The sequence below is a fragment of the Thioclava sp. ISO4 genome, from assembly GCF_058105145.1.
This window is the reverse complement of sequence record NZ_CM176571.1, coordinates 2,752,707-2,774,704: the sequence shown is the minus strand read 5'-3', so window position 1 is coordinate 2,774,704 and position 21,998 is coordinate 2,752,707. Positions and strand designations below refer to the sequence as shown.

Below are 21,998 nucleotides of genomic sequence, written 5' to 3'. Positions count from 1 at the left end.
CGCTCGCTTATCGGTCGGATGCCGGGGCGGCCTCGTCGGGCTCGCCCGTCACCTCGTTCTTCACCTGACCCCATGTGAGCAGCGTGAAGACCGCCGTGCCGCCCGCGACATTGCCCGCCAGCACCGGCAGGAAGAACCGGCTGAACGCTTCGGCAAGACTTATCTGGCCCGCCCAGACCAGCAGCCCCGCCTCGACCGAGCCCGCGATGACGTGGGCCGAGCCCGAGGCGGCGAGCAGCCATGTCATCGCGAGGATCACGAGGAAAGAGCTGCCCTGCGCGGCGGGCATGATCCACACAACGGCGGCGATGATGATCCCCGCAGGCATCGCGCGGTAGAAGTTCTGCCCCATATCCCCATCGGTCGCGTGACGCGCCACCGCAAGCAGACTGTCGGTCATCTCGTCGGGGATGACATGCGGGATGCTCAGAAAGCCCGAGGCGATCGCGCAGCCCAGCACGTTGGAGGCCAGCACGATCGCCCAGAGCCGCAGCATCTTCAGCAGGCAGGTCAGCGAGCGGTCCGCCACCACCGGCAGCACGGTCGTGATCGTGTTCTCGGTAAACAGCTGCATCCGCCCGAAGATCACCACCATGAACCCGGCCGAATAGCCAAGCGACTCGACCAGTATCCGCCAATCCTCATCGGGCAGACGGGCATGCAGGCTCGCCTGCGCGATGACCGAGAGGCTGATGAGGATGCCCGCCGCGAGACCCGACCACACGAGCGAGATCAGCGGGCGGTTCAGCTCTTCGTCGCCGTCATGGCGGATCACGGCATAGATCAGCCGCGCCGAAAGGCGCGAGGCCTGCATCACCGAGCGCTTTTCATGCCTTTCGCGCACGGCATTCGAGGCTTTCGCGCCCTCGTCGTCGGACTGGTTTTGATCGTTACTCTGGGAACCATGTGATTTCATAAATCGAGAACACCGCCAGGCGTTCTTTGTTCCCGAGCCGCGACCGCATCATCCCTGTTCGCTGGCGAACACCTTGTCGATCATCGCCTGCGTGCCGCGGGCGTCCTCAAGCGTCCACATATAGGGGGCGCCCTCGGTGACATGACGCACGAAGGCCTCCACCTGGATGACGTATTGATTGACGCCCGGATAGCGGATCACCTCGTCCGGTTTGCCCTTGCGGATCAGGGTGACTTCGGCCTGATCGAAGACATTCGCGTTGAACGGGCAGGTGAGGCGGATCACACCTTCGGAGCCTTGGAACACCGCTTCCTGACGCGGGTGCAGCCGGGTCGAGGTCATCGCGCCATAGGTGAAACGGCCCTTGTCCGAGATCATCTCGCCGGTCACCTGTACGAATGTGTCGACATCATTCTCGCGATGGATGACAGCGCGCAGATCGCCCGGTTCGGCCCGCGCGGCGAAGCGCACGCAGGAATAGGCATAGACGCCGATATCGGGGATCGAGCCGCCGCCCATCTCCGGCTTGTTGCGGATATTGGTGGGGTCGGGGTTGTTGAAGGTGAAGGCCACATCGGCGTGACGCAGCTCGCCGATCGCGCCCGCATCGAGCCAGTCGCGCACCTGCTGCCATTGCGGGTGATGCACGATCATATAGGCTTCGGTCGCGAATTTACCGGCGGCGTCGCGCGCGTCTATCAGCCCGTCGATCTCCTCGGCCTTCATCGCGATCGGCTTTTCCGTCAGCACATGCTTGCCTGCCGCCAGCGCCTTCTTCGTCCATTCGACATGGAGCGTGTTGGGCAGCGGGATATAGACCACGTCGATCTCGGGGTCGGCGAGCAGCGCGTCATAGCTGTCATGGACCTTAAGATCGGGCGCGAAGGCCTTGAACGGATCGGCTTTTTCGGGGCTCGACGTCGCGAGCGCTGCCAGCCGCGCGCCCTCAGCCGCGTGGATCGCCCGGCCCATATGCTCGCGCGCGAATTTCGCAGCTCCCAGAATGCCCCAGTTCAAAACGGTCATAGACTACCCTCCTTTTGGCGAGGCGATGGTAGCGCAATCAGGATGAGGTGCAACGGGGGCGCGTTGACGGAGGAGGGCGCATCGCTAGGCTGGGTCGAAACAGAAGGGCCGCCGATGATGCGCGTGATGACGATGCTTCTCAGCCTCGGGCTGACGCTTGCCTTCGGCTATGCCTATTACGCGCAATATTTCCGCTGGCGGGGCTGCTTCAATGAAATGGGGCGCTGCTTCGATCCGGAGGAGGGCGTGGTCTATAATGCGCAATCCGGCGCGGTCTGGCTGGCGCTCGCCTGCGCAGCCTTCGCCGCTTTCCTGTACCAGGTGCGGCACATGACGCGGGCGCGGCGATAGCGAGCGGCGCAAAGAAAATCGCCGCCCCCGGACGGGAACGGCGACATACAACAACACTCGTTAACGTTCGCGCGTCAGCTGGGCACGTTCATCCCTTTTTCCCGTGCCAATTCGGTCATGCGCTTTTGCAGCTTCTCGAAGGCGCGCACCTCGATCTGGCGGATGCGCTCGCGCGAGACGTCATAGACGCCCGAAAGCTCCTCGAGCGTGACCGGGTCGTCGCGCAGGCGGCGCTGCATCAGGATGTCCTTTTCGCGATCGTTGAGGACGTCCATCGAGGCCATCAGCATCTCGCGGCGGGCTTCCATCTCTTCGGACTCGGCATAGGCCTCGGCCTGATCGGCATCCTCGTCTTCGAGCCAATCCTGCCACTGCGCGGCCCCGCCTTCGTCACCGGCACCAATCTGCGCATTCAGCGATGCGTCCGAACCCGACATCCGCCGGTTCATCGAGATCACTTCTTCCTCGGTCACGTTCAGATCGGTCGCGATCTGCTTGACGTTCTCGGGGCGCATATCGCCGTCCTCATAAGCGCCGATTTTGGATTTCGCCTTGCGCAGGTTGAAGAACAGCTTCTTCTGCGCCGAGGTGGTGCCCAGTTTCACGAGGCTCCACGAGCGCAGGATGTATTCCTGAATCGCGGCGCGGATCCACCACATCGCGTAGGTCGCGAGGCGGAACCCCTTCTCGGGATCGAAGCGCTTCACGGCCTGCATCAGACCGACATTGGCCTCCGAGATCACCTCGGCCTGCGGCAAGCCATAGCCGCGATAGCCCATCGCGATCTTCGCGGCGAGACGCAGGTGCGAGGTCACCAGCTGGTGCGCGGCCTCCGTGTCCTGGTGGTCGGCCCAGCTCTTGGCCAGCATATATTCCTGTTCCGGCTCCAGAAGCGGGAACTTCCGGATTTCCTGAAGATAGCGGTTCAGCCCCTGTTCAGGACTCGGGGCCGGAAGGTTCGTGTAGCTCGTCATCGTCTCCCATGTCTCCCTTTTGGCGGCTGCTCAATATGGGGATCGCCCCCCGATCTTTCAAGAAACGCAGGGCAGTGGCGATTGGTTCACCGAAATCCGCCCTGACGCAGTCGCATAGAAAGATCAACGTATCGTAACGGGATTTCCGTCGCAGATGTGTAAAAAAACATCTGACGCCTCACAAGATCGGGGCGAGGACCGACATCAGATTGTTGATGATTTTCCAGTGCAAAGGCCATTCGGCGATGCGCTCCGGGTCGATCCGGCGGGCCTGCGCGATCCAGTGGCGCTGGCGTTCGCCGAGCGCGAGCCCGAGTTCGTGATCCTCGATCAGCACGCAATTCTCGTAATTCAGCTCGAAGCTGCGGCGGTCGAGATTGGCCGAGCCGAGGATCGCCACGCGGCCATCGGCCAACAGCGTCTTGGCGTGGAGCAGGCCCGGCCCGTGCTCCCAGATCTCGACGCCCGCCTCGGCCAGCACCGGGTAGAAGCTGCGCGCGGCATGGGCGACGAAGCGCGAGTCGTTGCGCCTTGGCACGATCACCTGCACCCGCACGCCCCGGCGTTTGGCGGCGCGCAGCGCGGAGGCGATCTCCTCGCCCGGCACGAAATAGGGGGTGGAGAGCGTCAGCGTCTCGCGCGCGGCCCCGATCACCGCAAGGAACACATCCGGCACCCCGCGCGTGTCCAGCATCGGCCCCGTCGCGAAGGCGACCGCCGTGCCCGGACGCGCGGTCGGCGCGGCGGGGGTCGGGAGCACGAGGTCCGAGATTTCCTCGTGGCTATGGGTCACCCAGTCGGTCGCGAAGATATGCTGATGCTGGGCGGCGAGCGGCCCCTCGATCCGCAGCATCACATCGGTCCAGGGCGCGAACCGCGCCTTGATGCGGAATTCGGGGTCGGCGAGGTTGCGCGAGCCGGTATAGGCCACATGCCCGTCGATCACGGCGAGCTTGCGGTGATTGCGCAGGTCGATCCGCATCGTCGCGAGCTTGAAGAGCGGCCAGCGGAAGGAAAAGGCGATCGCGGTCTTCACGCCGGCCTTTTTCATCGCCCGCCAGTGGCGCGACTTGATGAAGCCGCGCGCGCCAAGCCCGTCGACGAGGATGCGCACCTGCACCCCGCGCTCCGCCGCGCGGGTCAGCGCTTCGGCCATGGCGATGCCGGTCAGATCGCTCAGCCAGATATAGGTGATCAGGTGGACGCTCTGGGTGGCGGCGTCGATATCGGCGATCAGCGGCTCCAACTGATCGGCCGGGTCGGGCAGGAAGGCGATCGCATCGCCGGTGCTGGGCGCATAGCCGTTGATGGCGGCGGCCCGGGCGAAAGCGGCGCGATATTCCGGCGTGACGGCCTCGAGGTCTTCAGGCTCGACCGGATCGGGCGCGGGCAGGGCATCCACCGTCGCCTGCAGCTTGCGCGCGATGCGCTGGTTGAGCCGCGTCTCGCCGATCAGGATGTAGAGGATGACGCCCAGAAACGGCACCGAGAGGATCAGCACCGTCCAGCTTGCGCGCACCGCAGGCGGTTTGTCGGGCCGGGTGAGCACCCGCAACAGCGCGAGCACCTGAGAGCCGAAGTGAATCAGCAGCGTCAGAAGCTCGGCCCACCAGACGTTCACGGGCCCGTGCCGCCGGTTGGGGGCGTGGAGGCGGCGCGCAATGCGTCGATCAACGCGGTCATATCCTCGGGCAGGGGTGCCTCGAAGGACAGCTCCTCTTCGGTGACCGGATGGATGAAGCCCAAAATCGCCGCATGAAGCGCCTGACGCGGGAAGGCGCGCACGGCTTCTGCCGCCGCGGGTCCGACCGCTTTTTCCGAGATCTTGCGCTTGCCGCCATAGGTCTGGTCGCCGATCAGCCCGTGGCCCGCATAGGCCATATGGACGCGAATCTGATGGGTGCGGCCGGTTTCCAGCCAGCAATCGATCAGCGCCGCCGTGCCGTTGAAATCCTCGATCGTGCGGGCGCGGGTGACGGCGTGACGGCCGCCATTGGCGACCACGGCTTGTTTCTGCCGGTCGGTTTTGTGGCGCGCGAGCTGGGTGACGATCTTTAGCACGCCGCCTTGCTCGAAGCTGACGCCGTTCAGCCCGCGCAGACGCGGATCGGAGGCCTGCGGCACGCCATGGCAGAGCGCGCGGTAATGGCGATGCACCGTATGCGCCTCGAATTGCGCCGCCAGCCCGTGATGCGCGCGATCCGATTTCGCGACGACCAGCAGTCCGGACGTGTCCTTGTCGATGCGGTGCACGATGCCGGGGCGCGCCTCGCCGCCGATGCCCGAGAGGTTGCCGCCGAAATGGTGCAAGAGCGCGTTCACGAGCGTGCCTTCGGGCGTGCCCGGCGCGGGGTGCGTAACCATGCCAGCAGGCTTGTTCACCACGATCAGGTCGTCGTCCTCCCACAGCACTTCGAGCGGAATGTCCTGCGCCACCGTCTCGACCTCTTTCGGAGGCTCCAGCGCGATCTGATAGACCTCGCCCTCGGCGACCTTGGTTTTCTGATCGGTCACGGCCACGCCCTCGCGGCTGACCGAGCCCTCCGCGATCAGTTTCGCCAGACGCGAGCGCGAGAGGGCCGCTTCCTCTGGCACAGCCGCCGCCAAGGCCTTATCAAGGCGGGGACCCATGCCGGGTCCGATCTCGATGCTGAGGATTTCCTTATTCATGTCCGACCTGCCTGACGAAGAGCCTGCCACCACGCTGCCACCCGATCTTCGCTTTCTCAAGATACTGGTGACCACGCTTGCGGCGGTGATGATCGTCGGGCTTGTAGCGATCGTGGCGCTGCTTGTCATCCGCTTGCAGCAACCCAATCCGTTGCCGCAACTGCCCGCCGCGATCACGCTGCCCGAAGGCGCGCAGGCCGAGGCCGTGACCTTTGCGCGCAGCTATACGGTCGTGGTGACCGATGGGGGGCAGGTGCTGGTCTATGACAAGGCCGGGCAGAACGTCGGCGACCTGACGCTTGGGGCTGAGGGCGGGAATTCCGATGGAAATTGACCTCGAGATCGAAGACGCCCGCTGGGAGACGGTCGGGCTGGAAGAGCTGATAACCCGCGCCGCGACGCTGGTGCTGGAGGATCGCGGGATCGAGGCGGAGCTGTGCCGCCTCTCGGTTCTCGCCTGCGATGATGCCCGCATCGCCGAGCTGAACGGCGAATATCGCGACAAGGCGAAGCCCACCAATGTGCTCAGCTGGCCCGCCGAGGAGCGCGGCGCGGAAGACCCCGGCGCGCATCCCGAACCGCCCGCGCCCGATGTCTTCGGCGAAATAGAGCTCGGCGACCTCGCGATCGCCTATGAAACCTGCGCCCGCGAGGCCGAAGAACAAGGCAAAACGCTTTCCGATCACACGCTGCATTTGCTCATCCACGCGGTGCTGCATCTGCTGGGTTATGACCATATTCGCGACGAAGATGCGCAAGTAATGGAACAAATCGAAATCCGGCTTCTTGAAAGCGTAGGAATTCGTAACCCATATGTGTAAGACTAGGCGCATTCCGCGTCATCTTTCGGAAAGGAACAATGGGACAGGTCGCCGACGGAGTTACCTCCGCCAATGCCGGTAGTTCGGAGAATTCGGAACCCGGTCAGTCTTCGGAGCCCGCTTCGCGCGGGTTGCTCAGCCGCTTTTTCGGGCAACGCCCCATGGAAGAAGAGGCCCCACAGGTAGAAATGCCGCCCAAACCCGCGCCAGCGCCGCTGGGGCTGGGAAACCTGCGCAAGATGCGGGTGGGCGACGTCGCCATTCCCAAAGTCGAGATCGAGGCCGTTCCGGTCTCCATCAGCCGCGACGAGTTGGTGGAGAAGTTCCGCCAGCACGGCTATTCGCGACTGCCGGTCTTCAAGGAAACGCTCGATACGCCGCTGGGCCTTGTCCACCTGAAGGACTTGGCGCTGGAATACGGGTTCGGATCGGGCAATGGCCGGTTCTCGCTGCGCAAACTGATCCGCCCGCTCCTCTACGTTCCGCCCTCGATGCCGATCGGCGTGCTCTTGCAGAAGATGCAGGTGCAGCGCACCCATATGGCGCTGGTGATCGACGAATATGGCGGGGTCGACGGGTTGCTCACGCTCGAGGATCTGATCGAACAGGTGATCGGCGAGATCGAGGACGAGCATGACGAGGCCGACGACGCCTATTGGCGCGAGGAAAAGCCCGGCCAATGGGTCGTGCTGGCCCGCGCGCCGGTCAACGAGTTCGAAGCGCAGATCGGGATGCGGCTGTCTGACGAGGAGGCCGATGACGAGATCGATTCGATGGGCGGTCTGGTCTTCATGCAGCTTGGCCGGGTGCCTGCGCGTGGCGAGGTCGTGGTGACCGAGAACGGCGTCGAATACGAGGTGGTCGATGCCGATCCGCGCCGGATCAAACGTCTGCGCGTGCGTCTGCCAGGAGTGGCGCCCGCCGAGTGAGCGGGCTATGACGCGCCCATGATCGCGACCCTCCGAGACGGCTTCCGTGCCCCCTTGCGCCCGCGCTGGCAGAGCTTGGCTCTGGCGGCGCTCTTCGGTGCGCTGTTCGCTCTGGGCCAAGCGCCGTTGGGTCTGTGGTGGATCGCGCTGCCCGCTTTGGCGGCCTCGATCTGGTTCGCCTCCGCCGAACGCTGGCGGGCTTCCGTGATCTGGATCGGGTTTGCCACCGGCTTCGGCTATGCGCTGGCTGCGATGTTCTGGATCGTCGAGCCCTTCATGGTCGAGGCCGATGTCTATGGCTGGATGGCGCCCTTCGCGCTCGTCTTAATGGCTGCGGGCATGGGCGCGTTCTGGGCGATCGGCTACGGGCTCGGGGCCTATGCGGGGCAGGGGCCGCGCTCGCGCGCATTGGGAATAGCGCTCGGCATGGCGGCCTCGGATGCTCTGCGCTCTTACGTCTTCACCGGGTTTCCGTGGGTGCTGGTCGGCCATATCTGGATCGACTCGCCGATCGCTCAGGCGGCTGCCTTTGTAGGGCCGCTCGGGCTCAGCCTGATCACCCTGCTGATCGCGGCGGCACCGGCGATGACGCGCCGGATGCGGATGCCCGCAGCGCTCGGGATCGTGGGCGCGGCGCTGGTGGTTCTGGTCGGGCTGTGGCTCGGCGGGGTGGCGCGGCTCAACGCGCCGGTGGCCCCGAGGCCCGAGCCGATCACCCTCCGTCTGGTGCAGCCCAACGCGCCGCAGGACCTCAAATGGCTGCCGCAATACCGGATGAAATTCTTCCAGCGGCTTCTGGACCTGACGAAAGCCGATCCCGCGCCCGGTCAGCGCAAGCCGGACCTGATCGTCTGGCCGGAAACGGCGGTGCCGTTCCTGCTCGACCATCCGCAGGGCGGGCTCGAGATGTCGACCGAGGCGGCGGGTGGCATTCCGCTCGCGATGGGGGTGCAGCGCAGCCAAGGCAGCCGCTATTTCAACTCGCTGGCCGTCATCAGCCCCGATGACCAAATCGAGGCGCTTTACGACAAATCCCACCTCGTGCCCTTCGGCGAATACATGCCCTTCGGCGATACGCTGGCGAAGATCGGAATCACTGCATTCGCGGCGCAGGTCGGCAATGGCTATTCGGCGGGGCCGGGGGAGAAGCTGCTGAACTTGGGCAAGCTCGGCCATGTCGCGCCGCTCATTTGCTACGAGGCGATCTTCCCGCAGGACCTGCGCGGCTTCTCGCAGCGCCCCGACTGGATCTTGCAGGTCACCAATGACGCGTGGTTCGGCACGCTCAGCGGACCCTATCAGCATTTCGCGCAGGCGCGGCTTCGCGCGATCGAACAGGGCCTGCCGCTTGCGCGCGATGCCAATACCGGGGTCACCGCGATGATCGACGCGAAGGGGCGGATCACGGCGAGCCTCGGGCTGGACAAGATGGGCAAGTTGGACGTCGAATTGCCCCCGAGCCTGCCGCCGACGCTCTATTCGAAGCTGGGTGACGCACCGTTCATCGCGCTGATTGTTGCAGCCTTAGCGCTTCTTTCAATCTTTGCGCGTATTTCGATTGACCCGACCGGCAGGCGCTCCTAGCTAGAAGGCCGAACCACCCCAACGGCTTCCTGACGGGGTGGGGATATCAACAACGGAGCACCCCTTCATGGCACGCGCGAATTACGTCTTCACCTCCGAATCCGTTTCGGAGGGGCATCCCGATAAGGTCTGTGACCGGATTTCGGATGCCGTTCTCGATACTTTCCTGGCTGCAGAGCCCAACGCGCGGGTGGCCTGCGAGACCTTCGCGACGACCAATCAGGTCGTGGTCGGCGGCGAGGTCGGTCTGGCCGACAAAACCAAGCTCGCCGAATATCTCGAAGGCATCGACAAGATCGTGCGCGAATGCGTCAAGGATATCGGCTACGAGCAGGACGAGTTTCACTGGGCGACGCTGAAAGTCGCGAATTTCCTGCACCCGCAATCGGCCCATATCTCTCAGGGCGTCGACAAGGACGGGGCCGGCGATCAGGGGATCATGTTCGGCTTCGCCTCGGATGAGACGCCCGAACTGATGCCCGCTCCGATCCATTACTCGCACGCGATCCTGCGCCGTCTGGCCGAGGCGCGCAAATCCGGCGCCGAGCCCGAGCTGCGCCCCGATGCGAAATCGCAGCTGTCTGTGCGCTACGAGAATGGCCGCCCCGTTGGCGTGAGCCAGATCGTGCTTTCGACCCAGCACGCGCATGAGCATCAGACCTCGGACGATATCCGCGCGATCGTCGAGCCTTACATCCGCGAGACCCTGCCCGAAGGCTGGATCACGCCGGAAACCGAATGGTGGGTGAACCCGACCGGGACCTTCGTGATCGGCGGCCCGGACGGCGATGCGGGTCTCACCGGGCGCAAGATCATCGTGGACACTTATGGCGGCTCGGCCCCGCATGGCGGCGGCGCGTTCTCGGGCAAGGATCCGACCAAGGTGGACCGCTCGGCGGCTTATGCGGCGCGCTATCTGGCGAAGAACGTGGTGGCGGCCGGCATGGCGCGCAAATGCGTGATTCAGGTGTCCTACGCGATCGGCGTGGCGAAACCGCTGTCGATCTATGTCGACACGTTCGGCACCGGCGAAGTGCCTGACGAGGTGATCGAAAAGGCCGTGGGGCAGGTGATGGACCTGACGCCGAAAGGCATCCGCGACACGCTCGACCTGTGCAAGCCGATCTACGAGCGCACCGCGGCGTACGGCCATTTCGGCCGCGCGCCCGAGGCCGATGGCGGCTTCTCTTGGGAGAAGACCGATTTGGTCGAGGCGCTGAAGAAAGCGGTGTAAGCTGCGCTTGAGTGAAATTAGCGACGGGCAGGGGGAAACCTCTGCCCGTTCGTTTTTGCCGCGTTCGATAATGAGGGGCGCGCCCGACCCTTGGGTGGGCGCTTCCCTCCGCTTGTGGCTTGGCGCTTTATCTCGGCAGCCCCGAACGACGTGCGAGCCCGCGACGACATCGCCAATGCGCCCTCCCATGGGGAGGGTCGGGCGCGGCCCGGGGCTGGTCGCCCCGGGCGTGTTAACGAATACAGCCACCTTGCGCCCTCCGACGGTCCGCGCCACTCTCCGCCGAAAACCGGAGGAGAGAGACCATGCCCGACGCCCTGCGCTATGCCGCGATCATGCTTGCTGCCGGGATCGGCATTCCGGTCCTCGCCGCGCTCAACGCCCAGCTTGGCAGCCGCATCGGCTCGCCCGCGGTGGCGGCGGTGGTGCTGTTCTCCGTGGCGCTTTTGGGGGCGGTGCTGGCCGTCGCGGTCACGACGGGGCCCTCGGGCTTCGCGCGCATTCCCGATCAGCCGAAATACCTCTTTCTCGCAGGCGTGCTGATCGCCTTCTACGTGCTCTCGATCACCTTCATCGCGCCGCGCTTCGGGGTCGGCAATGCGGTGTTCTTCGTGCTGCTGGGGCAGATGATCTCGGCCGCTGCGATCGACCAGTTCGGCCTGTTTGGGGCGCTCGTGCGGCCCATCACCTTGATGCGCGGGGCGGGGATCGGCTTCATGTGCCTCGGGCTGTTCCTCATTCAGAAGGCTTGAACCTTTCGTGCGACGCGGCTAGAGGCCCCTCCCATGAGCGAGAATGACACCCCCGAACAGCCCTGGCGCAACTTCTACGGTCGCCGCCACGGCAAGACGCTGAACAAGGCGCAGAAGGACTATCTGCGCGAGGACCTGCCGGGCCGTTTGCCCGGTCCCGTCGGTTGGGACGTGAACCCCGACCGCGAGCCGCTCGACATGGCGACGCGGTTCAAGGGCAAGCCGGTCTGGCTCGAAGTGGGCTTCGGCGGGGGTGAGCATCTGGCGCATATGGCGCAGACCTATCCGGAGGTGGAGTTCATCGGCTGCGAGCCTTTCGTGAACGGCGTCGCGATGCTGCTGGGCAAGCTGCGCCGCGAGAAGATCCCGAACGTCGCGGTCCATCCCGGCGATGCGCGCGACCTGATGGACGTGCTGCCCGCGGGCTCGATCTCGAAGGCGTTTCTGCTCTATCCCGACCCGTGGCCGAAATCGAAACACCACCGCAGGCGTTTCGTGACGCAGGAGCATCTCGAGCCGCTGCATCGCGCGCTGAAACCGGGATCGGAATTCCGCGTGGCGACCGACATCCCCGACTATGTCCGCCAGACTGTCGAGGAAGTGCCGCAGGCAGGCTTCGAGCCTCTGTTCGAGGTGCCCGCCGCCTTCGATTTCGACGATCCGCAACCGGTTTCGGGCGATTGGGATACGCCGTGGGAGGACTGGCTCTCGACGCGCTACGAACAGAAAGCGCTGCGCGAAGGCCGCAAGCCGCATTACCTGACCTATCGGCGGATCTGAGCCCTTCCGCCTCCCGCCAGATCGCGCTAACAGGGGCGCGTTGAAAAAAGGGAGGCACTATGTCCGGCCACGGCACTCCGATCAAGATGACTTCGCGCAAATGCGGGCCCCTCAAGGGCACGGCGGAGGTTCCCGGCGACAAGTCGATCAGCCACCGCGCGCTGATCCTTGGCGCGCTCTCGGTGGGCGAGACGAAGATCACCGGCCTGCTCGAAGGCGAAGACGTGCTCGACACGGCCAAGGCGATGCGCGCCTTCGGCGCCGAGGTCACGCAGCACGGTCCCGGCAGCTGGTCGGTGCATGGCGTGGGCGTGGGCGGCTTCGCCGAGCCCGAGGACGTGATCGATTGCGGCAATTCCGGCACCGGCGTGCGCCTGATCATGGGCGCGATGGCGACCTCGCCGATCGTGGCGACCTTCACCGGTGACGGCTCTTTGCGCAAACGCCCGATGGGCCGCGTGACCGACCCGATCCGGCTGTTCGGGGCGCAGGCTTTCGGGCGTCATGGCGGGCGTCTGCCGATGACCATCCTCGGTGCGCCGAGCCCCGCACCCGTGCGCTACGCGACGCCGATGGCCTCCGCGCAGGTGAAATCGGCGGTGCTGCTGGCGGGTCTGAACGCGCCGGGTCAGACCGTCGTGATCGAGAAGACCCCGACCCGCGATCATACCGAGCGGATGCTGCGCGGCTTCGGTGCCGAGATCACCACCGAAGAGACCGAGCAGGGCCATGTCATCACGTTGCAGGGCCAGCCCGAGTTGAAAGCCCAAGAGGTCGCCGTGCCGCGCGATCCGTCTTCGGCCGCTTTCCCGGTCTGCGCGGCGCTGATCGTGCCGGGCTCGGAGATCGTCGTGCCGGGCGTCAGCCAGAACCCCACCCGCAACGGGATCTTCATCACGCTGCGCGAGATGGGGGCCGATCTGACCTTCGAGAACGAGCGCGAAGAGGGCGGCGAGCCCGTGGCCGATCTGCGCGTGCGCTATTCCAAGCTGCACGGGATCGACGTGCCCGCCGAGCGCGCCTCGGCCCAGATCGACGAATATCCCGTCCTCTCGGTCGTCGCGGCCTATGCCGAGGGCGTGACCCGGATGCCCGGCGTACATGAACTGCGCGTGAAGGAAAGCGACCGGATCGACGCGATGGCGCGTGGGCTGGAAGCCAATGGCATCAAGATCGAGGAAGACGAGGATACGCTGATCGTGCATGGCTGCGGCCCCGAGGGCGTGCCGGGCGGCGGCACCGCCGTGACCCATCTCGACCACCGCATCGCGATGAGCTTCATGGTGCTGGGCATGGCCGCGCAACAGCCGGTCTCGGTCGATGACGGCTCGCCCATTGCCACATCTTTCCCGATCTTCGAGGACCTGATGGCCGGGCTTGGCGCGGAGATCGTCCGGGCGGACCGGTGAGCCGGGCGCAGGTCGCCTTTGTCCTGCTCGCGGCCCTGACGGGGGCGGTCTATCTTGCGATGACGCTCGTTACCTTGCCGCATCTTCGGGATGCGGCGGGCGGTCTGGCGCCGTTCGATTTGCGTCCGGGTGGCTACAGTGCTGCGCAGGCCCGCGCGCTCCTCGATGCCCTGGACGCACCGGCGCGACAGTATTACCTCTCGGTTCAGCAGCGTCTCGATCTTGTCTTTCCGGCCTTGGAGGCGGTGACGCTGATTGTCGCCTTCCGTGCCCTTGCAAAGGGCTGGCTTGCCGTGGTGTTGTCGATCGTAGCGGCTCTTGGTGCTGTGTTTGACTATCTCGAAAACCATGCCGTTGCCGCATTGTTGCGGTCCGGCACGGTCACGGATGACATGATCGCCTTTGCGAGCAGATGGACGCTTCTGAAGAGCGTCGCAGTCACTTTGAGCCTGACGGCCCTGACGCTATTGATCCTGCGGGCAGTTTATTTGCGGATGAAACGATGAAATTCACAGTCGCCATCGATGGCCCCGCCGCTGCGGGCAAAGGTACGATCAGCCGAGCCGTGGCCGAACGGTTCGGGCTGGCGCATCTCGACACCGGTGCGCTCTATCGCGCGGTGGGCATGAAATCCGAGACCGAGGGGCTGGAGCCCATCGCGGCGGCCAAAGCGCTTTGCCCCGAAGATCTGGAGCGTGACGACCTGCGCACGATGGAGGCGGGGCAGGCGGCCTCGATCGTCGCCGCGATCCCCGAGGTGCGCGCGGCGCTGGTGGCGTTTCAGCGCGACTTCGCGGCGCGCGACGGCGGTGCGGTGCTCGACGGGCGCGATATCGGCACGGTGATCTGCCCGCAGGCGGAGGTGAAGCTGTTCGTGACCGCCTCGCCGGAGGTGCGCGCGCATCGGCGCTGGCTTGAGCTGGGCGGTGACGAGGCCGACGTGCTGGAGCAGGTGCGCGAGCGCGACGCCCGTGACATGGGTCGCGCCGACAGCCCGTTGCGTCCGGCGGTGGATGCGCTGGTGATCGACACTTCTGACCTCAGCATCGACGAGGCGGTCGCCCGCGCCGCCGATCAGATCGAGGCCCGCCGCGCGGGCGATCTGGACTAGGGGGCGGGGATGCTGCGCTGGGTTCTCCTCTCGCTGGTTCTTGCCTCGCAGGCCACCGCCGAGGGGCGCCCGCAGGGTCTGCTGTGGAGCGAGACCGACCTGCCGCGCACCATGCCGCTGCAGATCAAATCCGCCCCGGATCGCGATCTCTATATCGTGCTGCGCGATGCCAAGACCGGGCAGGACGTGATGGGCGCCTATGCGCAGGGCGGTGAGTTCTTTCGCCTGCTGGTGCCGCCGGGCCGGTTCGAAGTGCAGGTGGCGCTCGGGCCTGCGGAGGACTGGGAGGGCGGTGCTGCGCTGTTCGGCCCCGAGACGGAAAGGCTACGCCTCGACCCGCCGCTCGATTTCGGGGTCACGGGCTACGCGCGGAAGGGCGGGCATCTGATCGATCTGCGCGATCTCGGCGATATCGGCCAGAAAAGCCTTGGAATCTGTCAGCGCCTCGCGCTCGATTTCGACAGCGTGAACACCGCGCCGGAGGCGGTGCGACCCGGCGTAAAGCCCCGTGACCCAATGGAAATACCTGAGTTCCCGGAGCCGAAATACCGCCGCGTCGACCGCATTTGCGATTGATGTAAAGGGACGCTTGAAATATATCTTCACGAAGTGGTGAACTTTTTTCCCGACTCTCGCGTTGGGTATTGGTGAATGTATTTCGAGGGTGGACCGATGCGCTTGTCCCTGATTTTGGCCTGCATGCTGTCATGCGTGTCCTTTGCGACCGCTCCGGCACGCGCCGACGGCCCGGCGGCGACGCCCGAACCGATCGCGGTGAAGGCTCACTCGTCGATGCCGGTGCCGGGGGACTTGTCCTTCGATCTGGTGGAGGGCGAGACGGTCTCGCTCGCCGATTTCCGTGGCAAGGTCGTCCTCGTGGTCAACACCGCCTCGAAATGCGGCTTCGCCCCGCAATTCACCGAACTGCAGCAGATGTCGGAGACCTATGGCCGCGAGGGTCTGGTGATCCTCACCGTGCCGTCGAACGATTTCCGGCAGGAACTCTCCAGTGCCGAGGAAGCCAAGCGCTATTGCGCGCTGACCTTCGGGGCCGAATTGCCGATGGCGCAGCTCGCCAAGGTGAAGGGGCCGCAGGCGCATCCGTTCTATCGCTGGATGCGCGAAACCGAGGGGTTCGAGCCGAGCTGGAACTTCAACAAGGTGCTACTGGGCCGCGACGGCTCGGTGATCGCGACCTATCCCGCCAGCGCCGAGCCCCTTTCGGCCTGGATGCTGGGCGACGTCAAAGCCGCTCTCGCCACCGCGAGCCGAGGCTGAGCGAGAGGCCGCGCAGCCTGTCTATGACGCAATAAATGCTTGCGATACTGGCCGATCGCGCCTATATGGGCGCGGTCTGAGACAGGTTGGGACTCACCCGACCCGTATGCTATTGCAGCACGGACATTCCAACGAAAGACCGGCGGAGCCAACCGCAAGGCCAGAAAACCGAAGATGAAAAGGAAAATCTGAACGCATGTCGCAAAATGCAACCATGGACGAATTCGAAGCCCTTCTGAACGAGAGCCTCGAAATCGACACCCCGAACGAAGGTTCGGTTGTTAAAGGCAAGGTCATCGCCATCGAGGCGGGCCAGGCCATCATCGATGTCGGCTACAAAATGGAAGGCCGCGTCGAACTCAAAGAATTCGCCAACCCCGGCGAGGCTCCGCAGATCGAAGTCGGCGACGAAGTCGAAGTGTATCTCGACCGTGTCGAGAACGCTCGCGGCGAAGCCGTTATCTCGCGTGAGAAAGCCCGCCGCGAAGAGGCATGGGATCGTCTCGAAGCAGCTTACGCCAAAGAAGAGCGCGTCGAAGGCGCTATCTTCGGTCGCGTCAAAGGCGGCTTCACCGTCGATCTGGGCGGCGCTGTCGCGTTCCTGCCCGGCTCGCAAGTGGACGTGCGCCCGGTGCGCGACGCTGGCCCGCTCATGGGTCTCAAGCAGCCGTTCCAAATCCTCAAGATGGACCGTCGTCGTGGCAACATCGTTGTCTCGCGTCGTGCGATCCTCGAAGAGAGCCGCGCCGAACAGCGCGCCGAAGTCATCGCGAACCTCTCCGAAGGTCAGGTCGTCGATGGTGTGGTCAAGAACATCACCGAATACGGTGCGTTCGTTGATCTGGGCGGCGTCGACGGTCTGCTGCACGTCACCGACATGGCATGGCGCCGCGTGAACCACCCGTCCGAGATCCTGTCGATCGGCGAGACCGTCAAGGTCCAGGTCGTCAAGATCAACAAGGAAACCCACCGCATCTCGCTCGGCATGAAGCAGCTGCAGTCGGATCCGTGGGACTCGGTGGAATCGAAGTACGCTCTGGGTTCGGTGCACACCGGCCGCGTGACCAACATCACCGACTACGGCGCGTTCGTCGAGCTGGAGCCGGGTGTCGAAGGTCTCGTGCACGTGTCCGAGATGTCCTGGACCAAAAAGAACGTCCACCCCGGCAAGATCGTTTCGACGAGCCAGGAAGTCGACGTCATGGTCCTCGAGATCGACACCGCGAAGCGCCGCGTCTCGCTTGGCCTCAAGCAGACCATGCGCAACCCGTGGGAAGTCTTCGCAGAGACCCACCCGGTCGGCACCGTCATCGAAGGCGAAGTCAAGAACATCACCGAATTCGGTCTGTTCGTTGGCCTCGAGAACGACATCGACGGCATGGTGCACCTCTCGGACCTCAGCTGGGAACAGCGTGGCGAGGATGCGATCCAGGACTACCGCAAAGGCGACATGGTCAAGGCCGCTGTCACCGAAGTGGACACCGACAAGGAGCGTATCTCGCTCTCGATCAAGGCGCTCGACGCCGACACGTTCTCCGATGCCGTTGACGGCGTGAAGCGTGGTTCGATCGTGACCGTGACCGTGACCGCGATCGAAGACGGTGGCGTCGAGGTGGAATACAACGGCATGAAGTCGTTCATCCGCCGTTCGGACCTCGCCCGCGATCGTGCCGACCAGCGCCCCGAGCGCTTCCAGGTTGGCGATCACGTCGATGTCCGCGTGACCAACGTCGACTCCAAGACCCGCAAGCTGGGTGTGTCGATCAAGGCGCGTGAGATCGCTGAAGAGAAAGAAGCCGTGGAACAGTACGGTTCGTCGGACTCGGGTGCGTCGCTGGGCGACATCCTGGGTGCCGCGCTCAAGGGCGACCAATAAGAGATCGAGCCGCTTGGCTCAACGAGAGGCCCCGCCGATTGGCGGGGCCTTTTTCGTTCCGCAAAGCCTTGGCGATCCGCAACGACGATTCGCTTAACGGGTGACGCGTGGGCGGGCGAAGCGCCGAATTTCTGCGTTTGCGAAGGCGGTTCCGTCGGCGGCAGACCGCTAGGGGCTCGATTTTACGTGGATTTTCCGGGTCTTTGCTGTTCCGCGTTGCAACGATTGGTCCTATAATTGGGAAATGACGCATGTGAGAGCCGGGGGGACACCCGGCCAAGCCCGTGGGGGGAGATAACAAGATGATCCGCTCTGAGTTGATCACCAAGATTGCCGAGGAGAATCCGCATCTCTACCAGCGGGATGTCGAAAAAATCGTAAATACGATCTTCGACGAGATCACCGAGGCGCTGGCCTCGGGCGACCGCGTCGAGCTTCGTGGGTTCGGGGCCTTTTCCGTCAAGAAGCGCGACGCGCGCACCGGTCGGAACCCGCGCACCGGCGAGGCGGTTGAGGTCGAGGAAAAACACGTACCCTTCTTCAAGACCGGTAAGCTGCTGCGCGACCGGCTGAACGGGAAAGAGGAATAAGAGCTAATGATTCGAGCGCTTCGGCTGCTGTTTCTCGGTCTGCTCGCCGTGGTCCTGATCGGGCTGGCGCTGGCCAATCGTCAAATCGTCACGCTGCGGGTGCTGCCGCTCGAGGCGGGCAGCTTCCTGGGCTGGGACTGGGCGATTCAGGTGCCGCTGTTCCTCGTGATCCTCGCGGGCGTCCTGCTGGGCCTTCTGATCGGCTTCGTCTGGGAATGGGCGCGCGAGTCGCGTCTGCGCCGCAATGCCCGCCAGTCGGACCGTAAGGCGCGCAAGCTCGAAGCAGAGGTGCAGACCCTGCGCCACGACAAGACCGGCCCGAAGGACGACGTGCTGGCGCTGCTCGAACAGCCCTCGCGCTGAGATGCCCACCGTCGCCATAGACCGCAACGCGCAGGGTCTCGCCCGCGTGAAGATCTGCGGGCTGCGCAAGGCCGAGGATATCGCCGCCGCCGTCGAGGCGGGCGCGCGCTATGTGGGCTTCGTCTTCTTCGCCAAATCCCCGCGCCATCTGGAGATCGCCGAGGCGCGCAAGCTGGCCCAAGAGGTCGAGCCGGGCATCGCTAAGGTCGGTCTGGTGGTGAACCCGAGCGACGAGCTTCTCACCGAGATCACGGATGCCGTGCCGCTCGACATGATCCAGCTTCACGGTTCGGAGACGCCTGAGCGCGTGACGGAAATCCGCGCCAAGTTCGGTCTGCCGGTGATGAAAGCCGTGGGCGTGGCCGATGCCGCCGATCTGCCGAAGATCGCGGAGTATGAGGCGGTGGCCGATCAGATCCTGCTCGACGCCAAGCCGCCGAAAGAGGCGGAGCTTCCGGGCGGCAACGGGCTGTCCTTCGACTGGCGGCTGATCGCCGGGCGCACCTGGGAAAAGCCGTGGATGCTGGCCGGCGGGCTGACGCCGGACAATGTGGCGGAAGCGATCCTGCTGACCGGTGCGCGGCAGGTCGATGTCTCCTCGGGCGTGGAAAGCGCGCCGGGCGTCAAAGACCCCGAGAAAATCCGCGCTTTCATCCAGGCGGCCCGTCAGGGCGCGGCCTGAGCGGCGCCGGACCCCGCTAAGACGCGAGTATTTTTGGCCAGATGCAGGGGCGGGGATTTATCTCGCCGCGCTTTGACGCTAGACCGATCCTCACGACAAGCGCGAGGTGTGCCATGGCTGACGATCTGATCAATTCCTTCATGAATGTGCCCGATGAAAACGGGCGCTTCGGCATTTTCGGCGGCCGCTTCGTGTCCGAGACGCTGATGCCGCTGATCCTCGCGCTCGAAGAGGAATACGAGAAGGCCAAGACCGATCCCGATTTCTGGGCGGAGATGGACGATCTGTGGAAGCACTATGTCGGCCGTCCGTCGCCTCTGTATTTCGCGCCCCGCATCACCGAAGAGCTGGGCGGCGCGAAAATCTATCTCAAGCGCGACGAGCTGAACCACACCGGCGCGCATAAGATCAACAACGTGCTGGGGCAGATCCTGCTGGCGCGGCGCATGGGCAAGACCCGGATCATCGCCGAGACCGGCGCGGGCCAGCATGGCGTGGCCACCGCGACCGTCTGTGCGAAATTCGGCCTCAAATGCGTGGTCTATATGGGCGCCACGGATGTCGAGCGTCAGGCGCCGAACGTCTTCCGGATGCGCCTTCTGGGCGCCGAGGTCGTGCCGGTTAAATCGGGTCGTGGCACGTTGAAAGATGCGATGAACGATGCGCTGCGCGACTGGGTGACCAATGTGCGCGACACGTTCTACTGCATCGGCACGGTCGCCGGTCCGCATCCCTATCCGGCGATGGTCCGCGACTTCCAGTCGGTGATCGGCAAGGAAGTGCGCTGGCAGCTTGAGGAACAGGAAGGCGAGGGCCGTCTGCCCGACACCGTGATCGCGGCGATCGGCGGGGGCTCGAACGCGATGGGCCTGTTCTATCCGTTCCTCGACGACAAATCGGTGCGCATCATCGGCGTCGAAGCCGGCGGTCATGGCGTCGACGAGAAGATGGAGCATTGCGCCTCGCTCACCGGCGGGCGTCCGGGCGTGCTGCATGGCAACCGCACCTATCTGCTGCAGGACGAGGACGGGCAGATCCTCGAAGGGCATTCGATCTCGGCCGGGCTCGACTATCCGGGCATCGGTCCCGAGCATAGCTGGCTGCACGACACCGGCCGCGCGGAATATGTGAACATCACCGACAAGGAGGCGCTGGAGGCGTTTCAGTTCTCCTGCCGTCTCGAAGGGATCATCCCCGCGCTGGAGCCCAGCCACGCGCTGGCTCATGTGATGAAGATCGCACCCGACCTGCCGAAAGATCATATCATCGTGATGAACATGTGCGGGCGCGGTGATAAAGACATTTTTGCTGTGGCGAAGCATCTCGGCTTCGACATGGACGCATAAACTCAGGTTTACGACATACAACCTGAGGTTTATTGGGCCTCCATAACCCAATTGGCAATGGACCGGCGGGCGCTGTCCGCCGACCCTTTGCTCCGACGTCGCAGCCCGCGGCGGACAATTGTTCCGGAGGAGATAAATAGATGAAAATGAAACCCACCCTCGCCGTGTTCGCGGCTCTCGCGGTCTCGGCCCATATGGCCCAGGCGGAAGTGTCGACCCAAGGCATCGCGGACAATCTTCAGGCCAACGGCTTCACCAATATCGAGATCAAGGTCGGCCCGACCCAGGTGAAGGCCGAGGGTTACAATCCCGACGGCACCAAGATCGAAGTCATCTACGATCGCACCACCGGCAAGATCCAGAAGCAGGAAACCTCCCGGACGCGCGCGGGCGAAGACATGACGCAGGGCGTGAGCGTCCGCGAGCAGTCGGAAGATTTCATGAGCGCTGGCGAAGACGACCATATGGACGATCAAGGCGACGACCATTCGGGCAGCGACGATCACAGCATGGATGACAGCAGCGACGACGATCACACCACGTCTGATTCCGATCACAGCTCGGACGACAGCGGCTCGGACGACAGTGGCTCGCATGACAGCGGTTCCGACGATGGCGGCTCGCATGATAGCGGTTCGCATGATAGCGGCGGCTCGGACGGCGGCGACGACGACTGATCCGAACGGACTTGCCCGGTGCCTTGTGCGCCGGGCATAATCCTCTGAAAAGCCGCGTTCGCGCGCGGGGGGAGTTTTGCCGATGAGACTGCGCAGAGATCTGGCGATAGCCGCGCTGATCGGCGCGCTGAGCGTGCCCGTTGCGCCCGGGCTTGCCCGTGCCGAGACCGCGAGCGAAGCGGTCACCCGGCAACTCAAATCCTACGGCTATCAGAACATCGATGTGCACCGCACCCTGCTGGGCCGCGTGCGCATCACCGGCACCCGCAAGGGCGTCGAGCGCGAAATCGTCATCGATCCGCGCAGCGGCGAGATCCTGCGCGACCTGTCGCGCTCCAGCCGCAGGCCGATCCTGAGCGACACCCCGCTGAGCGGCAGCGCCTCGGGGACCTCTACCGAGACGTCCACCTCCGACCGCACCACGACGACATCCGATGACGACTCCTCCGACCACGACTCCTCCGACGACGCCTCGGACGATAGCAGCAGCGCGTCGAGCGGCGATGACGGCGGAAGCGATGACAGCAGCGACAGCGGCAGCAGCGACAGCAGTGATAGCAGCGACAGCGGCGATAGCGGTGGCAGCGACGATGGCGGGGACAGCGGCGATGATTGACGCCTTGCGCTGG

Annotated in this window: 25 protein-coding genes and 1 riboswitch; of the genes, 20 read left to right on the top strand and 5 right to left on the bottom strand. The window is 64.6% G+C overall.

Features of this window, described 5'->3' with window-relative positions; genetic code table 11:
• Window positions 1–7 precede the first annotated feature (7 nt).
• Both AC2TZ7_RS13650 and AC2TZ7_RS13645 read right to left on the bottom strand, forming a co-directional pair.
• On the bottom strand, window positions 8–916 hold the full coding sequence (locus AC2TZ7_RS13650; protein WP_489864642.1) for a formate/nitrite transporter family protein: 909 nt from the start codon (window positions 914–916) through the stop codon (window positions 8–10).
• Window positions 917–964: 48 nt separating this feature from the next.
• The gene (locus AC2TZ7_RS13645) at window positions 965–1,942 is read right to left on the bottom strand and encodes a Gfo/Idh/MocA family protein (RefSeq protein ID WP_489864641.1); all 978 of its coding nucleotides are present in this window, start codon (window positions 1,940–1,942) and stop codon (window positions 965–967) included.
• A gap of 114 nt (window positions 1,943–2,056) precedes the next feature.
• On the opposite strand from AC2TZ7_RS13645, the gene AC2TZ7_RS13640 reads away from it, so the two are divergent.
• On the top strand, window positions 2,057–2,293 hold the full coding sequence (locus AC2TZ7_RS13640) for a hypothetical protein (RefSeq protein WP_489864640.1): 237 nt from the start codon (window positions 2,057–2,059) through the stop codon (window positions 2,291–2,293).
• Window positions 2,294–2,367: 74 nt separating this feature from the next.
• Here AC2TZ7_RS13640 and rpoH read toward each other — a convergent pair whose 3' ends face one another.
• From rpoH to AC2TZ7_RS13625, 3 genes are all read right to left on the bottom strand, one after another.
• A complete protein-coding gene (gene rpoH, locus AC2TZ7_RS13635) occupies window positions 2,368–3,267 on the bottom strand; it encodes an RNA polymerase sigma factor RpoH (protein WP_098411120.1) in 900 nt (299 codons plus the stop codon).
• Between the two features lie 178 nt (window positions 3,268–3,445).
• Window positions 3,446–4,888: a cardiolipin synthase gene (cls, locus tag AC2TZ7_RS13630; RefSeq protein ID WP_176536012.1), complete on the bottom strand. Its 1,443-nt coding sequence runs from the start codon at window positions 4,886–4,888 to the stop codon at window positions 3,446–3,448.
• Window positions 4,885–5,937: an RluA family pseudouridine synthase gene (locus AC2TZ7_RS13625; protein WP_489864639.1), complete on the bottom strand. Its 1,053-nt coding sequence runs from the start codon at window positions 5,935–5,937 to the stop codon at window positions 4,885–4,887. Before AC2TZ7_RS13625 ends, cls begins: the two co-directional genes overlap by 4 nt.
• On the opposite strand from AC2TZ7_RS13625, the gene AC2TZ7_RS13620 reads away from it, so the two are divergent.
• The 19 genes from AC2TZ7_RS13620 to AC2TZ7_RS13530 all read left to right on the top strand — a co-directional run bounded on the left by AC2TZ7_RS13620 (window position 5,936) and on the right by AC2TZ7_RS13530 (window position 21,985).
• Window positions 5,936–6,271, top strand: coding sequence for a DUF6476 family protein (locus tag AC2TZ7_RS13620; RefSeq protein WP_489864638.1), 336 nt, complete (start codon window positions 5,936–5,938; stop codon window positions 6,269–6,271). The genes AC2TZ7_RS13625 and AC2TZ7_RS13620 overlap by 2 nt on opposite strands.
• Window positions 6,261–6,758: an rRNA maturation RNase YbeY gene (gene ybeY / locus AC2TZ7_RS13615; protein ID WP_489864637.1), complete on the top strand. Its 498-nt coding sequence runs from the start codon at window positions 6,261–6,263 to the stop codon at window positions 6,756–6,758. Before AC2TZ7_RS13620 ends, ybeY begins: the two co-directional genes overlap by 11 nt.
• A gap of 38 nt (window positions 6,759–6,796) precedes the next feature.
• The gene (locus tag AC2TZ7_RS13610) at window positions 6,797–7,687 is read left to right on the top strand and encodes a hemolysin family protein (protein WP_098411115.1); all 891 of its coding nucleotides are present in this window, start codon (window positions 6,797–6,799) and stop codon (window positions 7,685–7,687) included.
• Between the two features lie 18 nt (window positions 7,688–7,705).
• Entirely contained in the window at window positions 7,706–9,271 is a 1,566-nt protein-coding gene (lnt, locus tag AC2TZ7_RS13605; protein ID WP_489864636.1) for an apolipoprotein N-acyltransferase, read from the top strand.
• 10 nt (window positions 9,272–9,281) lie between these two features.
• Window positions 9,282–9,331: riboswitch (SAM-SAH riboswitch) on the top strand.
• A 7-nt stretch (window positions 9,332–9,338) separates the two neighbouring features.
• Window positions 9,339–10,505, top strand: coding sequence for a methionine adenosyltransferase (metK, locus tag AC2TZ7_RS13600; protein WP_098411113.1), 1,167 nt, complete (start codon window positions 9,339–9,341; stop codon window positions 10,503–10,505).
• 305 nt (window positions 10,506–10,810) lie between these two features.
• Window positions 10,811–11,257: a DMT family transporter gene (locus AC2TZ7_RS13595; RefSeq protein ID WP_078570975.1), complete on the top strand. Its 447-nt coding sequence runs from the start codon at window positions 10,811–10,813 to the stop codon at window positions 11,255–11,257.
• Window positions 11,258–11,290: 33 nt separating this feature from the next.
• Window positions 11,291–12,037 (top strand): tRNA (guanine(46)-N(7))-methyltransferase TrmB, encoded by a 747-nt coding sequence (gene trmB / locus AC2TZ7_RS13590; protein WP_489864635.1) that lies wholly within the window; start codon window positions 11,291–11,293, stop codon window positions 12,035–12,037.
• Window positions 12,038–12,096: 59 nt separating this feature from the next.
• Complete coding sequence (aroA, locus tag AC2TZ7_RS13585; protein ID WP_489864634.1) at window positions 12,097–13,446, top strand: 3-phosphoshikimate 1-carboxyvinyltransferase; 1,350 nt, start codon at window positions 12,097–12,099, stop codon at window positions 13,444–13,446.
• Window positions 13,443–13,952, top strand: coding sequence for a hypothetical protein (locus AC2TZ7_RS13580; protein WP_489864633.1), 510 nt, complete (start codon window positions 13,443–13,445; stop codon window positions 13,950–13,952). The genes aroA and AC2TZ7_RS13580 overlap by 4 nt, the downstream gene beginning before the upstream one ends.
• Window positions 13,949–14,557 carry a (d)CMP kinase gene (locus AC2TZ7_RS13575; RefSeq protein ID WP_489864632.1) on the top strand — a complete coding sequence of 203 codons (609 nt, stop codon included), beginning with the start codon at window positions 13,949–13,951 and terminating at the stop codon, window positions 14,555–14,557. Before AC2TZ7_RS13580 ends, AC2TZ7_RS13575 begins: the two co-directional genes overlap by 4 nt.
• Before the next feature lie 9 nt (window positions 14,558–14,566).
• Window positions 14,567–15,133: a hypothetical protein gene (locus AC2TZ7_RS13570; protein WP_489864631.1), complete on the top strand. Its 567-nt coding sequence runs from the start codon at window positions 14,567–14,569 to the stop codon at window positions 15,131–15,133.
• A gap of 96 nt (window positions 15,134–15,229) precedes the next feature.
• Complete coding sequence (locus AC2TZ7_RS13565; RefSeq protein ID WP_489864630.1) at window positions 15,230–15,835, top strand: glutathione peroxidase; 606 nt, start codon at window positions 15,230–15,232, stop codon at window positions 15,833–15,835.
• Between the two features lie 196 nt (window positions 15,836–16,031).
• Entirely contained in the window at window positions 16,032–17,711 is a 1,680-nt protein-coding gene (gene rpsA, locus AC2TZ7_RS13560; protein ID WP_078540696.1) for a 30S ribosomal protein S1, read from the top strand.
• Between the two features lie 302 nt (window positions 17,712–18,013).
• Entirely contained in the window at window positions 18,014–18,301 is a 288-nt protein-coding gene (gene ihfB, locus AC2TZ7_RS13555; RefSeq protein ID WP_075774953.1) for an integration host factor subunit beta, read from the top strand.
• 6 nt (window positions 18,302–18,307) lie between these two features.
• Window positions 18,308–18,664: a lipopolysaccharide assembly protein LapA domain-containing protein gene (locus tag AC2TZ7_RS13550; protein WP_255266468.1), complete on the top strand. Its 357-nt coding sequence runs from the start codon at window positions 18,308–18,310 to the stop codon at window positions 18,662–18,664.
• Between the two features lies 1 nt (window position 18,665).
• The gene (locus tag AC2TZ7_RS13545) at window positions 18,666–19,346 is read left to right on the top strand and encodes a phosphoribosylanthranilate isomerase (RefSeq protein WP_489864629.1); all 681 of its coding nucleotides are present in this window, start codon (window positions 18,666–18,668) and stop codon (window positions 19,344–19,346) included.
• Between the two features lie 113 nt (window positions 19,347–19,459).
• The gene (gene trpB, locus AC2TZ7_RS13540; protein WP_489864628.1) at window positions 19,460–20,692 is read left to right on the top strand and encodes a tryptophan synthase subunit beta; all 1,233 of its coding nucleotides are present in this window, start codon (window positions 19,460–19,462) and stop codon (window positions 20,690–20,692) included.
• A gap of 140 nt (window positions 20,693–20,832) precedes the next feature.
• Window positions 20,833–21,369, top strand: a complete 537-nt coding sequence (locus tag AC2TZ7_RS13535) for a hypothetical protein (RefSeq protein ID WP_489864627.1) — start codon at window positions 20,833–20,835, stop codon at window positions 21,367–21,369.
• Between the two features lie 82 nt (window positions 21,370–21,451).
• Complete coding sequence (locus tag AC2TZ7_RS13530) at window positions 21,452–21,985, top strand: PepSY domain-containing protein (protein ID WP_489864626.1); 534 nt, start codon at window positions 21,452–21,454, stop codon at window positions 21,983–21,985.
• The last annotated feature ends 13 nt before the right edge of the window (window positions 21,986–21,998 follow it).

Excerpts from the sequence above, each read along its gene's own strand:
- metK (WP_098411113.1), top strand. The coding sequence starts at position 9,339 with ATGGCACGCGCGAATTACGTCTTCACCTCCGAATCCGTTTCGGAGGGG.
- AC2TZ7_RS13625 (WP_489864639.1), bottom strand. The coding sequence starts at position 5,937 with ATGAATAAGGAAATCCTCAGCATCGAGATCGGACCCGGCATGGGTCCC.
- AC2TZ7_RS13535 (WP_489864627.1), top strand. The coding sequence starts at position 20,833 with ATGAAAATGAAACCCACCCTCGCCGTGTTCGCGGCTCTCGCGGTCTCG.
- lnt (WP_489864636.1), top strand. The coding sequence starts at position 7,706 with ATGATCGCGACCCTCCGAGACGGCTTCCGTGCCCCCTTGCGCCCGCGC.
- AC2TZ7_RS13595 (WP_078570975.1), top strand. The coding sequence starts at position 10,811 with ATGCCCGACGCCCTGCGCTATGCCGCGATCATGCTTGCTGCCGGGATC.
- AC2TZ7_RS13640 (WP_489864640.1), top strand. The coding sequence starts at position 2,057 with ATGATGCGCGTGATGACGATGCTTCTCAGCCTCGGGCTGACGCTTGCC.
- AC2TZ7_RS13620 (WP_489864638.1), top strand. The coding sequence starts at position 5,936 with ATGTCCGACCTGCCTGACGAAGAGCCTGCCACCACGCTGCCACCCGAT.
- AC2TZ7_RS13650 (WP_489864642.1), bottom strand. The coding sequence starts at position 916 with ATGAAATCACATGGTTCCCAGAGTAACGATCAAAACCAGTCCGACGAC.
- rpsA (WP_078540696.1), top strand. The coding sequence starts at position 16,032 with ATGTCGCAAAATGCAACCATGGACGAATTCGAAGCCCTTCTGAACGAG.
- ihfB (WP_075774953.1), top strand. The coding sequence starts at position 18,014 with ATGATCCGCTCTGAGTTGATCACCAAGATTGCCGAGGAGAATCCGCAT.
- aroA (WP_489864634.1), top strand. The coding sequence starts at position 12,097 with ATGTCCGGCCACGGCACTCCGATCAAGATGACTTCGCGCAAATGCGGG.
- AC2TZ7_RS13570 (WP_489864631.1), top strand. The coding sequence starts at position 14,567 with ATGCTGCGCTGGGTTCTCCTCTCGCTGGTTCTTGCCTCGCAGGCCACC.
- AC2TZ7_RS13610 (WP_098411115.1), top strand. The coding sequence starts at position 6,797 with ATGGGACAGGTCGCCGACGGAGTTACCTCCGCCAATGCCGGTAGTTCG.
- AC2TZ7_RS13545 (WP_489864629.1), top strand. The coding sequence starts at position 18,666 with ATGCCCACCGTCGCCATAGACCGCAACGCGCAGGGTCTCGCCCGCGTG.
- AC2TZ7_RS13530 (WP_489864626.1), top strand. The coding sequence starts at position 21,452 with ATGAGACTGCGCAGAGATCTGGCGATAGCCGCGCTGATCGGCGCGCTG.
- trmB (WP_489864635.1), top strand. The coding sequence starts at position 11,291 with ATGAGCGAGAATGACACCCCCGAACAGCCCTGGCGCAACTTCTACGGT.
- AC2TZ7_RS13550 (WP_255266468.1), top strand. The coding sequence starts at position 18,308 with ATGATTCGAGCGCTTCGGCTGCTGTTTCTCGGTCTGCTCGCCGTGGTC.
- ybeY (WP_489864637.1), top strand. The coding sequence starts at position 6,261 with ATGGAAATTGACCTCGAGATCGAAGACGCCCGCTGGGAGACGGTCGGG.
- AC2TZ7_RS13575 (WP_489864632.1), top strand. The coding sequence starts at position 13,949 with ATGAAATTCACAGTCGCCATCGATGGCCCCGCCGCTGCGGGCAAAGGT.
- rpoH (WP_098411120.1), bottom strand. The coding sequence starts at position 3,267 with ATGACGAGCTACACGAACCTTCCGGCCCCGAGTCCTGAACAGGGGCTG.
- trpB (WP_489864628.1), top strand. The coding sequence starts at position 19,460 with ATGGCTGACGATCTGATCAATTCCTTCATGAATGTGCCCGATGAAAAC.
- AC2TZ7_RS13645 (WP_489864641.1), bottom strand. The coding sequence starts at position 1,942 with ATGACCGTTTTGAACTGGGGCATTCTGGGAGCTGCGAAATTCGCGCGC.
- AC2TZ7_RS13565 (WP_489864630.1), top strand. The coding sequence starts at position 15,230 with ATGCGCTTGTCCCTGATTTTGGCCTGCATGCTGTCATGCGTGTCCTTT.